The 12,190-nt window shown below is 70.7% G+C and carries 8 protein-coding genes; 3 read left to right on the top strand and 5 right to left on the bottom strand.

Annotated elements, in window-relative coordinates; all coding sequences use genetic code 11:
• Positions 1–187 precede the first annotated feature (187 nt).
• The gene (ptsP, locus tag QNA08_RS04255; protein WP_283739442.1) at positions 188–2,455 is read left to right on the top strand and encodes a phosphoenolpyruvate--protein phosphotransferase; all 2,268 of its coding nucleotides are present in this window, start codon (positions 188–190) and stop codon (positions 2,453–2,455) included.
• Positions 2,456–2,618: 163 nt separating this feature from the next.
• On the top strand, positions 2,619–3,704 hold the full coding sequence (gene prfA / locus QNA08_RS04250) for a peptide chain release factor 1 (protein WP_283739700.1): 1,086 nt from the start codon (positions 2,619–2,621) through the stop codon (positions 3,702–3,704).
• 237 nt (positions 3,705–3,941) lie between these two features.
• Here the strand turns inward: prfA and clpB are convergent, their stop codons facing one another.
• The 5 genes from clpB to metX all read right to left on the bottom strand — a co-directional run bounded on the left by clpB (position 3,942) and on the right by metX (position 10,996).
• A complete protein-coding gene (gene clpB, locus QNA08_RS04245; RefSeq protein ID WP_283739441.1) occupies positions 3,942–6,563 on the bottom strand; it encodes an ATP-dependent chaperone ClpB in 2,622 nt (873 codons plus the stop codon).
• A 303-nt stretch (positions 6,564–6,866) separates the two neighbouring features.
• Complete coding sequence (locus QNA08_RS04240) at positions 6,867–7,751, bottom strand: DUF4167 domain-containing protein (RefSeq protein WP_283739440.1); 885 nt, start codon at positions 7,749–7,751, stop codon at positions 6,867–6,869.
• Between the two features lie 473 nt (positions 7,752–8,224).
• Entirely contained in the window at positions 8,225–9,082 is an 858-nt protein-coding gene (gene prmC / locus QNA08_RS04235) for a peptide chain release factor N(5)-glutamine methyltransferase (RefSeq protein WP_283739439.1), read from the bottom strand.
• Between the two features lie 85 nt (positions 9,083–9,167).
• Positions 9,168–9,818: a methionine biosynthesis protein MetW gene (gene metW, locus QNA08_RS04230; protein WP_283739438.1), complete on the bottom strand. Its 651-nt coding sequence runs from the start codon at positions 9,816–9,818 to the stop codon at positions 9,168–9,170.
• A gap of 8 nt (positions 9,819–9,826) precedes the next feature.
• Positions 9,827–10,996: a homoserine O-acetyltransferase MetX gene (gene metX / locus QNA08_RS04225; RefSeq protein ID WP_283739437.1), complete on the bottom strand. Its 1,170-nt coding sequence runs from the start codon at positions 10,994–10,996 to the stop codon at positions 9,827–9,829.
• 299 nt (positions 10,997–11,295) lie between these two features.
• Between metX and QNA08_RS04220 the strand changes: the two genes are divergently transcribed.
• Entirely contained in the window at positions 11,296–12,174 is an 879-nt protein-coding gene (locus QNA08_RS04220; RefSeq protein ID WP_283739436.1) for a chorismate mutase, read from the top strand.
• Positions 12,175–12,190: the final 16 nt, after the last annotated feature.

Here is a 12,190-nt window from a genome sequence, read left to right as displayed (position 1 = left end):
CGGTTCCGCCGCAGGGATCAGCCAGCGGCGGAACGTCGTTGTTTCGACGGCTTGCGGTCGCGGCAAGTCCTTCGCTATACGGGCTTCATGACTGTGTGGCGGGGTCGGCGGAACGGGTTCGCCGGCTCCTCGTCCCAGCCTTCGTCGGTCCGCCCCGCGCGGCGGGCCGCAGCACGGGAACCGGCTGATGCGAGGCGCTCTGGGTGGCCCGCGCGTTCTGTTGCGCCGCCTCCGTGAGGTCATGGCGGAGCCGGTCAGCGCGCAGGAGAGACTCGACAAGATCGTCGTCCTGATCGCCGCCAACATGGTGGCCGAGGTCTGCTCGGTCTACGTGCTGCGCGCCGACGGGACGCTTGAGCTCTATGCCACGGAAGGCCTGAAGCGCGAGGCCGTCCACCTCACCACCATGCGCGCCGGCGAGGGCCTCGTCGGCCTCATCGCCCGCGAGGCCGAACCGCTGGCGCTCTCCGATGCCCAGACGCATCCGGCCTTCTCCTACAAGCCGGAGACGGGCGAGGAGATCTACCACGCCTTCCTCGGCGTCCCCATCCTGCGCGCCGGCAACACGCTCGGCGTGCTCGTCGTGCAGAACAAGGCGCACCGCTCCTACAGCGAGGAGGAGATCGAAGCGCTGCAGACGACGGCGATGGTCATCGCCGAGATGATCGCCTCGGGCGAGCTGCAGGCGCTCGCCCCCCCCGGGGCGGACATAGCCATCCGCCGCGCCCTGCACCAGCGTGGCGTGGCGCTGGCCGACGGGGTGGGGCTCGGCCATGTCGTCCTGCACGAGCCGCGCATCGTGGTGAAGGACCTCATCGCCGAGGACGTCAACCGCGAAATCGGACGCCTCGAACGCGCCATCGAGGCGATGCGGGCGGCGATCGACAAGCTCGTCGAGCGCGGCGACGTGGCCCACCACGGCGAACACCGGGACGTGCTCGAGACCGTGCGCATGTTCGCCAACGACCAGGGCTGGATCCGCCGCATCCGGGAGGCGGTCATGACCGGCCTCACGGCGGAGGCGGCCGTGGAGCGCGTGCAGTCCGACACGCGCGCCAAGCTCCTGCGCCAGACCGACCCCTATCTGCGCGAGCGACTGCACGACCTCGAAGATCTCGCCAACCGCCTCCTGCACACCCTGGCCGGCGCACATTTCGGCGCCGCCCGGGAGGACCTGCCGGACAACGCGATCCTCGTGGCCCGCTCCATGGGGCCGGCCGCCCTCCTCGACTACGACCGCTCGCGCCTGCGCGGCGTCGTGCTGGAGGAAGGCGGGCCGACGAGCCACATCGCCATCGTCGCGCGCGCCCTCGGCATCCCGGCGGTCGGCGAAGTCGAGAACATCACGAGCCTCGTCGAGCCCGGCGACGCCATCATCGTCGACGGCGCCATGGGCGAGGTACAGATCCGCCCGGCGCCCGACGTCGAGGCGGCCTATGCCGAGAAGGCCCGCCTGCGCGCCCGCCGGCAGGCGCAGTACCGCCGGCTGCGCGACGTCCCGAGCGTCACCAAGGACGGCGAGAGGATCGCCCTGCACATCAACGCGGGGCTTCTGGTCGATCTGCCGCATCTCGAGGAGACCGGAGCGGAGGGCATCGGCCTGTTCCGCACCGAATTGCAGTTCATGATCGCCGAGCGCATGCCGACCACCGGCGAGCAGCAGGCGCTCTACGCCCAGGTTCTGGCCGCCGCCAACGGCCACGACGTCACCTTCCGCACCCTCGACATCGGCGGCGACAAGGTGCTGCCCTACATGCAGAAGGTCGAGGAGGAGAACCCCGCGCTCGGCTGGCGCGCGATCCGCATCGGCCTCGACCGGCCGGGCCTCCTGCGCTCGCAGGTCCGCGCGCTCCTCAAGGCGAGCGCCGGGCGCAGGCTCAAGATCATGTTCCCGATGGTGGCGACCGTCGACGAGTTCGAGCGGGCGAAGGCCATCGTCGAGCGCGAGCGGGCGCATCTCGTCAAGCACGGCTACTCCGTGCCGGAGGATCTCGCCCTCGGCGTCATGGTGGAGGTGCCCTCGCTCCTCTTCCAGATCGACGAGATCGCTGCGCGCGCCGACTTCCTGTCCGTCGGCTCGAACGACCTGATGCAGTTCCTCTTCGCCGCCGACCGGGAGAACCGGCAGGTCGCTCACCGCTTCGATCCCCTGAGCGCGCCCGGGCTGCGGGCGCTCAAGACCATCGCCGACCGGGCGAAGGCGGCGGGATGCCCGGCCACCGTCTGCGGCGAGATGGGTGGCAAGCCCCTCGAGGCGCTTGCGCTCATCGGGCTCGGTTTCCGGTCGCTGTCCATGTCGCCGGCCGCTGTCGGGCCGGTGAAGGCCATGCTGCTCAAGGCCGACGTCGGCGCGGTGGCGGCCGAGCTCGAGCGGCTCCTCGCCGACGGCAGCCATCACGGCAGCCTGCGGCAGGCGCTCGCCGCCTTCGCCTCGGCCCACGGCATTCCGGTTTAGAATAGGTCCCGTTCCGGCGGGATCGCCCCCAGGTCCGCACGTCGCCTGCGCGTGCGGACCCATCGAAACCCGCAGCCGATCACCGCGCGAGCGGGGTCGGCGGGGCGGTCCGGCCCGGCCCGACCGCCTTCCTGTCGCATGACCAGGTCGCCGAACCATGACGATGACCGCCCACAACCCGCCTGCCGAGCGCCTCGCCGCCATCATCGACCGGCACGAGATCATCACGGCGCGGCTCGCCGCCGGCCCCGATGCCGACACCTACGTGACCCTGTCGCGCGAGCTCGCCGAGCTCGATCCCCTCGTCGCCGCGATCCGCGAGTTCCGCCACGCCGAGAAGAATCTTGCCGATCTCAATGGCCTCCTCGCCGACCCGGCGACGGATTCGCAGATGCGGGCACTCGCCGAGGAGGAGCTGCCGGTGGCCGAGGAGGAGGTGGCGCGCCTCGGCCAGGCGGTGCGCCTCATGCTCCTGCCCAAGGATGCAGCCGACGAGAAGAGCGCCATCGTCGAGGTGCGCGCCGGCACGGGCGGCGACGAGGCCGCCCTCTTCGCCGGTGACCTCTTCCGCATGTATGCCCGCTACGCCGACCTCAAGGGCTGGAAGGTCGAGATCCTGTCGGCGAGCGAAGGCACGGTCGGCGGCTACAAGGAGATCGTCGCCCAGATCTCGGGCCGGGGGGTCTTCGCGCGGCTGAAGTTCGAATCGGGCGTCCACCGCGTGCAGCGGGTGCCGGACACTGAGGCCTCGGGCCGCATCCACACCTCGGCGGCGACAGTGGCCGTGCTGCCGGAAGCCGAAGACGTCGACGTCGCCATCGACGAGAGCGAGCTGCGGATTGACACCATGCGCGCCGGCGGTGCCGGCGGCCAGCACGTCAACAAGACCGAATCGGCCGTGCGCATCACGCACATCCCCTCCGGCATCGTCGTCGTCGTGCAGGAGGAGCGCTCGCAGCACCGCAACCGGGCGAAGGCGATGGCCGTCCTGCGCTCGCGCCTCTACGACGCCGAGCGCCAGCGCAAGGATGCCGCCCGCGCCGCCGACCGGCGCGCCCAGGTCGGCTCCGGCGACCGCTCCGAGCGCATCCGCACCTACAACTTTCCGCAGGGGCGCGTTACCGACCACCGCATCAACCTGACCCTCTACAAGCTCGAGGAGGTGATGGCGGGCGAGGCACTCGACGAGATCGTCGACGCCCTGATCACGGAGCACCAGGCTGCACTGCTCGCGACCGAGGGCGCCTGAGGCGGTGCTTTCGCGCCAGTCGGCGCCCAAGTCGAGCGTCCAGGTCAGGGGCCGCGCACCGCCCCCCTTCATGTCGCAACCGTGTCAGCGCGAAAACCATCCCCCGTCACCCCGGAAGCCGCGTGAGCGGCTTCCGGGGTGACGGGGGGCGGTTCACGCGGAAGACGCGCTGCGCGCCATCTACCAGCCGCGACGGCGGTCACGCGCCCCTTTTCCCCCTTCGGGGAGCCGGCCGCATCAGTTGAGCGTCGCGCCGACCGGCCGCTTCTCGGCTCCGACCGTGACGTCGCCGATCATGAGGCTCGCCGGCCCGACCGTGACGGGCACGGTCTCGCCGTCCTTGATCTTGCCGGCAAGGATCATCTCGGCGAGCGGATCCTGCACGTTCTTCTGGATGACGCGCTTGAGCGGCCGCGCCCCGTAGGCGGGATCGTAGCCCTTCTCGGCGAGCCACTCGCGCGCCTCCCCGTCGAGGGCGAGCGTGATCTTGCGGTCTTCCAGGAGCCTGGCGAGACGGGCGAGCTGGATGTCGACGATCGCGCCCATCTGCTCCTTCCGGAGACGGTGGAAGAGGATGATCTCGTCCACGCGATTCAGGAACTCGGGGCGGAAATGGGCGCGCACGACGCTCATCACCTCCTCGCGCACGGCATCGGAATCCTCCCCCGCCTTCTGGGCGACGAGATACTCGGCGCCGAGGTTCGAGGTCATGATGACGAGGGTGTTGCGGAAGTCGACGGTGCGGCCCTGCCCGTCCGTCAGGCGCCCGTCGTCGAGCACCTGCAGGAGGACGTTGAACACGTCCGGATGCGCCTTCTCGATCTCGTCGAAGAGCACGACCTGGTAGGGCCTTCGCCGCACCGCCTCCGTGAGCGCCCCACCCTCCTCGTAGCCGACATAGCCGGGCGGTGCGCCGATGAGGCGAGCGACGGAGTGCTTCTCCATGTATTCCGACATGTCGAGGCGCACCATCGCCGTCTCGTCGTCGAAGAGAAAGGCGGCGAGCGCCTTCGTGAGCTCCGTCTTGCCGACGCCGGTGGGCCCGAGGAACATGAAGGAGCCGATCGGCCGGTTCGGGTCCTGCAGGCCGGCACGGGCGCGGCGCACGGCGGTCGACACCGCCTCCACCGCCTCGCGCTGGCCGACCACGCGCTTCGCCAGCGCCTCCTCCATCTTGAGGAGCTTCTCGCGCTCGCCCTCCAGCATCTTGTCGACGGGCACGCCCGTCCAGCGCGACACCACCTGGGCGATGTTGTCGGGCGTCACCGCCTCCTGCACCACGGCGGCACCGTCGCCCTTGGCCTCGATCTCGCCGAGCTCTTTCTCGAGCCCCGGGATGATGCCGTAGGTGAGCTCGCCGGCGCGCTGGTACTCGCCGCGCCGCTGGGCATTGGCGAGTTCGGTGCGCGCCTCGTCGAGCCGGCGCTTGAGCTCGGCAGCGCGGCCGAGCTTGTCCTTCTCGGACTGCCACTTGGCCGTGAGCGCGGCCGAGCGCTCCTCGAGGCCCGCGAGTTCCTTCTCCAGCTTGACGAGACGGTCCTTCGAGGCGGCGTCCGTCTCCTTCTTGAGCGCCTCGGCCTCGATCTTGAGGCGCACGATCTCGCGGTCGAGCGTGTCGAGCTCCTCCGGCTTGGAATCGACCTGCATCCTGAGCCGCGCGGAGGCCTCGTCGACGAGGTCGATCGCCTTGTCGGGCAGGAAGCGGTCGGTGATGTAGCGGTTCGACAGGGTGGCGGCAGCGACGAGGGCAGCATCCTGGATGCGCACGCCGTGGTGCTGCTCGTACTTCTCCTTGAGGCCGCGCAGGATCGAGACGGTGTCTTCCACCGTCGGCTCGGCGACGAAGACCGGCTGGAAGCGGCGGGCGAGCGCCGCATCCTTCTCCACGTGCTTGCGGTACTCGTCGAGCGTGGTGGCGCCGACGCAGTGCAGCTCGCCGCGGGCGAGCGCGGGCTTCAGCAGGTTCGAGGCGTCCATCGCCCCCTCCGCCTTGCCGGCGCCGACCAGGGTGTGCATCTCGTCGATGAACAGGATGATGCCGCCCTCCGCCGCCGTCACCTCCTGCAGCACGGCCTTCAGCCGCTCCTCGAACTCGCCGCGATACTTTGCACCGGCGATGAGCGCGCCCATGTCGAGAGCGAGCAGCCGCTTGTCCTTGAGGCTCTCGGGCACGTCGCCGTCGACGATGCGCTTGGCCAGCCCCTCGACGATGGCCGTCTTGCCGACGCCGGGCTCGCCGATGAGCACGGGGTTGTTCTTGGTGCGGCGCGACAGCACCTGGATCGTGCGGCGGATCTCCTCGTCGCGGCCGATGACCGGGTCGATCTTGCCCTCGCGCACCGCCTGCGTCAGGTCGCGGGCATATTTCTTCAGCGCGTCATAGGCGTTCTCGGCCGATGCGTTGTCGGCCGTGCGCCCCTTGCGCAGGGCCTCGACGGCGGCGTTGAGCGCCTGGGGCGTGACGCCCGCCTTGGCGAGCGCCTTGCCGGCCTCGCTGTCCTTCTCGATGGCGAGCGCGATGAGCAGGCGCTCGACGGTGACGAAGGAGTCACCCGCCTTGTCGGCGGCCTTCTCCGCGGTGTCGAAGACCCGGGCGAGACCCGGCGTGAGATAGAGCTGGCCGGCGCCGCCGCCCGCAACCTTGGGCAGCTTGGCAAGCGCCTGGTTGGTAAGCTGGAGGGCAAGGCGCGACTGGCCGCCGGCGCGCTCGACGAGCCCGGCGGCGAGGCCTTCCGGGTCCTCGAGAAGGACCTTCAGGAGATGTTCGGGAGTGAACTGCTGGTGGCCCTCCCGCAGGGCGAGCGTCTGGGCCGACTGAAGAAAACCCTTGGAGCGGTCGGAATATTTCTCGATGTTCATGCGATCCTCCTCGAGGCCGCGCTGTCCGTCGAAACCATGCCCGGACCGCGCTCCCCACGACAAGCGGACTTCGCCGCAACGCGGCCCCCCTCAGGCGGTCGCGTCGACCGTATGTAGGTGTGGCATGGGCGCAACAACAAGGGGCCGCCGGTTCCACCGCGCATGGCGGCGAAGTGCCTCAGCATGGCCGCGATACGGGGAGGCAGGACGCAGCGAGCGAGGGCACGAGCCCTCTCCGAAATGAAAAAGGAGGGCTCGAGGCCCTCCCTTCGCGAGGATCGACACCAACACGGGCGCGGCCGCTCACTCGCCGGCCGGCACACCCGCGTCGACCGCCGGGCTGTCGCCGTTCTCGGCGGTGGCTGCACGCGTGCGCGTGGTACGGCGACGGCGCGGACGCGGCGTCGCCTCCGCCTCCTCGACCGCGGGCGCGGCGACCGTCGCCGGCACCTCAGCGGGCTCAGGCGCGTTGTCGACCGCGATCGGCGTGCGTACCGGCGTGGTCAGGAAGGCCGGCAGAGCCGCCTGCGCGGCCTCCTCCGAGCCCTCGGCCGCAGCCGTCGGCTGGAAGCCGCCCTGCTGCTGGCGCCGCTCACCGTTGCGGAAGCGCTCGCGGCGCTCGGGGCGCTCGGGCCGGTCCTGGCGATCGTGGAACGGCCTGCGCTCGCCCCGCTCCTGGAAGGCCCGGCCCTGCCGCTCCTGATAGGGCCGATCGCCGAAGTTGCGGTCGCCGCCGCGCGGCTCGCGCTGATAATCCTGGCGCGGCTCCTGCCGTTGCTCCTGGCGCGGGACGAAGCCCTCGTCCTCGCCCTGGGCAAAGCCCTGGCCGCCCCGCACATCCGGCTGCGGCGCGCCGAGCTCGTAGACCGCCGGCTGCGGCTGGCCGTAGCCGTAGGTCGCCGCCTCCTCGCTCTCGCCCTCCTCGCGCTCCTCGTCGAAGGGGCGCTGCCCACCGCCGTAGGTCTGCTGGAACTGGGCCTGGGCCGCGGCGATGATGCGGAAGTAGTGCTCGGCGTGCTGGAAATAGTTCTCGGCGGCGATCGGATCGCCGGACGCCTGGGCATCGCGCGCGAGCTGGCTGTATTTCTCGGCGATGTGCTGGGCCGTCCCGCGGATCTTCACGTCGGGACCGTTCGACTCGTAGCTCCGCGTCAGCGGATTGGGACCCTTGCGGTTGCGTCCCCGCATGCGCCTGTTCTGACCTGGTCTCATCGACTGTCTCTTTGGAGGTCTTGCTTACTCTGCACGTCCACGGTCGCGCTCGATCGGACGCCGCATCCACGGATCGTCCGGACCATCCGGCACGCATGCCGAATCCATCGAGGTTCGCCCGCCATCCTCGCCATGCAACCGCGGATGCCGCTCCCAGGGCCACGAGCGTTGAGGGCCGTGAGCACCCAAGCCCTGTGCTCTCTGGACACTGTTCGGCCGCGTCGGACTTCGTCGCCCCGTCGTCCGACGCTCCAGCCGGACCGCTCACGACCCGGCACACCGAAGACTCACAAAATTCGCGCTAAACCCGGAGGTCATTTCGCGATCACGACGGGGCTTGATGACCCTTCGTCCTTGCGTCGCCGAGCGCGATGTCTAGGCGGACACTAACCGCTTTGCGCCCGTCCGCCAAGCCATTTTTGCACCGGCGGCCGGCGGCTTCCTGCGACTCAATGTGCCTTTTGCCCGACCACCACCCGGGGAACGCCGGAGAGGTCGGCGATCGCGGCCCCTTCGCCGAGCCCCGCCCCGGCCAGAAGCGCCGCAACCGCTAGGTCTTGCCCGAGCCCGACCTCGAGCGCCGCGATGCCGCCCGGGGCCAGGAGGCGGGGCAGATCGGCCGCGATGGCCCGATAGGCGGCAAGGCCATCCGCCCCGCCGTCGAGGGCAAGCCTTGGATCGTGCTCACGCACCTCGGCGTCGAGGTCCGCGATGGCGGCACTCTCGATATAGGGCGGGTTCGAGACGACAACGTCGAAGCCGCCGGCGAGCGGCTCCCCCCAGTCGCCGACGAGGAACAGTGCCCGCGCGCCGACGCCGTTGCGGGCGGCGTTGCCGCGGGCGGTCAACGCCGCCTCCACCGAACGGTCGACGCCGATGCCGACCGCCGCCGGCAGCTCGCTGAGCAGCGCGACGAGGATGCAGCCGGTGCCCGTGCCGAGGTCGAGCAGCCGCAGCCGGGCACCCGTGCGCCGCTGACGGCGCAGGCGCTCGAGTACGGCGGCAACGAGCGTCTCCGTATCGGGCCGCGGCACCAGCGTCGCCGGCGACAACCGGAAGGAAAGGCCCCAGAACTCATGCTCGCCGAGGATGCGCGCCACCGGTTCACGCGCGAGGCGCCGGCGTGCCCGCTCGGCCAGCCGGGCGGCCCCGTCGGCGCCGATCGGCTGCTCGCCCTCGGTGACGAGCGCTGCGGCCGGGAGCCCGAGCGTATCGGCAAGGAGGATGCGGGCATCGAGGCCCGGCGTGTCGATGCCGGCCGCAGCGAAGGCACGGCGGAGCCGCCGCAACGCGTCGTTGCGGGACATGTCCGCTGTCAGGACAAGCGAGTTGTCGTTCATGGCAGGCCGCCAATGCCCTCGCAAACAGCTTCTCTGCCCGTAACGGCCGCGCTCAATTGCGTCGCAGGAGGAAGACCGCCTGCTCACCGAAGAGGTTCCACACCCACCAGGGCACGCTGACGCGCACCGGCTGCCCGCCGGAATCGAACGCCACCGCCCGTTCCATGCGCGCGCCCACCCCGTCGCACAGGGCGACGAAGTCGCGGATGGTGCAGAAGTGGATGTTGGGCGTGTCGTACCAGGAATAGGGCAGGTTCTCGGTCACCGGCATGCGGCCCTTCAACGCCAGTTCCAGGCGGATGCGCCAGTGGCCGAAGTTCGGGAAGGACACGATGGCGCGCCGCCCGATGCGCAGCATGTGCTCCAGCACGACGCGCGGGCGACGCATGGCCTGGATGGTCTGCGACAGAATGACATAGTCGAAGGCATCGTCCGGATAGTCCGCGAGGTCGATGTCGGCGTCCCCCTGGATGACGGAGAGGCCGCGGGCGACGCATTGGCTCACCCCTTCGCGCGACAGTTCGATGCCGCGCCCGTCGACACCGCGCCGCTCGGCCAGGAGCTGCAGGAGCGCGCCGTCGCCGCAGCCGACGTCGAGCACGCGGGCGCCGGGCTCCACCAGATCGGCAACGAAGAGGAGATCGATGCGGGTCGCGGCCGGAGAGCTCAGGGCTCCGGCCAGGCTGCGCGGGTCGGTCGGCATCGGCTCCCTCACAGGCCCCGGGCCCTCGCGGCGGCGTCGATGAACCCGCGCACCGTCGCGGACAGCACCGGCTCGTCGAGGAGAAAGGCGTCATGCCCCTTGTCGCTCTCGATCTCGACGAAGCTCACCGAGGCGCCGGCAGCGTTGAGCGCGTGCACGAGACTGCGGGAATCGGAGGTCGGAAACAGCCAGTCGGAGGTGAAGGAGGCAACGCAGAAGCGCGTGCGCGTGCCGCGGAAGGCGTTGGCAAGCACCCCGCCGTAGTCGGCGGCGAGATCGAAATAGTCCATCGCCCGCGTCACGTAGAGATAGCTGTTGGCGTCGAAACGTTCGACGAAGGCTTCGCCCTGGTAGCGCAGGTAGCTCTCTACCTGGAAGTCGGCGTCGAAGGAAAAGGTCGGCGCGTCGCGGTCCTGCAGGCGACGCCCGAACTTGCGGTGCAGCGCCGCCTCCGACAGGTAGGTGATGTGCGCGCCCATGCGCGCCACCGCGAGCCCCTTTGCGGGCTTCACCCCCGCCTCGAGGTAGCGCCCGCCGTGCCAGTCCGGGTCGGCCATCACCGCCTGCCGGCCAACCTCGTGGAAGGCGATGTTCTGCGCCGAATGGATCGCCGCGGTGGCGATCGGCACAGCGGCGAAGACGCGCTCGGGATAGCTCGCCGCCCATTGCAGCACCTGCATGCCGCCCATCGAGCCGCCGGCGACGCAGAACAGCGTGTCGATGCCAAGATGGTCGAGGAGCATCGCCTGCGCCCGCACCATGTCGCGGATGGTGACGAGGGGAAAGTCGATGCCCCAGGGCCTGCCCGTCTGCGGATTGACCGAGGCGGGCCCCGTGGTGCCGAGGCAGCCGCCGACGACGTTGGAACAGATGATGAAGAAGCGTTCGGTGTCCAGGGGCTTGCCGGGCCCCACCAGCGTCTCCCACCACCCGGGCTTGCCCGTCACCGGATGGGTGTTGGCCACGTGCTGGTCGCCGGTGAGCGCATGGCAGACGAGCAGGGCATTGCTGCGCGCGGCGTTCAACGTGCCGTAGGTCTGGTAGGCGATCTGCCAGGGCGCGAGCCGGGCCCCGGAATCGAGCACCAGCGGCCGGTCCCACCCGAAGCGCACCACGGGGCTCGCCGGGTCGTCGACCTGCGAGGACGGGACGATGGCGGTGGCGGCGCCGGTCGGCATTGGCTCTGCGGCTCCGGAGCGGATGCGTTTTGCGTGACGCTCGTGACGTTCGATATACCGAACCCATTCAGTAGGGACAGGAGCGGCGGCGAGTCAACGGCGTCGGCACGCGGGCGGACCCGGTCGGGCGATGCCGCAGGGCAGCCGGACGGCGCGGCGGCCGCAGGCCCGCAAATCGCATCGCTCCCATGCGCGGGCGCCTTTGCCTTCCGCGTCGCCGCGCTTTACAAGAGCGCCTTCGCCGCCGCCGCGGCCGCTCGGGCCGTTGCGGCGCCATCCACGTTCCGGACCGTCCTGCCATGCCCGAGGCCGCGCCCACGGTGAACCTCGCCGACCTGCGTCGCGAGATCGACCGCATCGACGAGACGATGCACGCGCTCCTCATCGAGCGTGGTGAGATCATCGACCGTCTCATCGCCGTCAAGCGCACGCAGGAATCGGGCTCGGCCTTCCGCCCCGGGCGCGAAGCGGAGATGATGCGCCGGCTCGCCGCGCGCCACCGCGGTATCCTGCCGCTCGACACGGCGGAGAGCATCTGGCGCGTCATCATCGCCACCTTCACCTTTGTCCAGGCGCCCTACCGGGTGCACGCCGACGTGTCCGGCGGCGACGCGCCGATGCGCGATTCCGCGCGCTTCCACTTCGGCTTCACGGTTCCCTACGTGCCGCACGAGAGCGCCGCCGCCGTCATCGCCGCGGTCGCGGCCTCCGCCGGCGACCTCGGCATCTTCCGCCCCGACCAGGGCACGGCGCCGGGCGCCTGGTGGGCGGCTCTTGCCGGCGAGGGCCGTCCGAAGATCATTGCCCGCCTGCCCTTCATCGAGCGACCCGACCACCCGGCCGGCACGCCGGTCTTCGTCGTGTCGAAGCCACTCGCGGAGGCTGCCGTGCGCGAGATCGTGCTCGTCGCCGCCCGCGTCGAGCGATGGCGCGAGGGCACGGCGGCGGCCGTCGCAGCGCTCGACGGCGAGGTCCTGGGCTCGGCCGGGGTCGCCGGTGGCCTGTCGGTCCTCCTCGCCGTGCCCGGCGACCTCCCCCTCGACAGGCTCGGCGCCGCCCTCGCCGAGGCCGGGGTCGGCCGCGTCGACCTCGCCGAGGTCGGCAGCCATGCCGCCCGCTTTGTCCTGCCCGAGGCCGCGGCGGCCGCCGAAGCCTCCTCCACCGCCCTTCCCGCCTGATCCGGATGAGAAAGAC

Origin of the sequence: Chelatococcus albus, assembly GCF_030067675.1 — a bacterium.
Taxonomy (GTDB): domain Bacteria; phylum Pseudomonadota; class Alphaproteobacteria; order Rhizobiales; family Beijerinckiaceae; genus Chelatococcus_A; species Chelatococcus_A albus.
Note: the sequence above shows the minus strand (reverse complement) of the source record. Positions and strands in the feature narration are given on the sequence as shown.

Excerpts from the sequence above, each read along its gene's own strand:
- ptsP (WP_283739442.1), top strand. The coding sequence starts at position 188 with ATGCGAGGCGCTCTGGGTGGCCCGCGCGTTCTGTTGCGCCGCCTCCGT.
- prfA (WP_283739700.1), top strand. The coding sequence starts at position 2,619 with ATGACCGCCCACAACCCGCCTGCCGAGCGCCTCGCCGCCATCATCGAC.
- clpB (WP_283739441.1), bottom strand. The coding sequence starts at position 6,563 with ATGAACATCGAGAAATATTCCGACCGCTCCAAGGGTTTTCTTCAGTCG.
- QNA08_RS04240 (WP_283739440.1), bottom strand. The coding sequence starts at position 7,751 with ATGCGGGGACGCAACCGCAAGGGTCCCAATCCGCTGACGCGGAGCTAC.
- prmC (WP_283739439.1), bottom strand. The coding sequence starts at position 9,082 with ATGTCCCGCAACGACGCGTTGCGGCGGCTCCGCCGTGCCTTCGCTGCG.
- metW (WP_283739438.1), bottom strand. The coding sequence starts at position 9,818 with ATGCCGACCGACCCGCGCAGCCTGGCCGGAGCCCTGAGCTCTCCGGCC.
- metX (WP_283739437.1), bottom strand. The coding sequence starts at position 10,996 with ATGCCGACCGGCGCCGCCACCGCCATCGTCCCGTCCTCGCAGGTCGAC.
- QNA08_RS04220 (WP_283739436.1), top strand. The coding sequence starts at position 11,296 with ATGCCCGAGGCCGCGCCCACGGTGAACCTCGCCGACCTGCGTCGCGAG.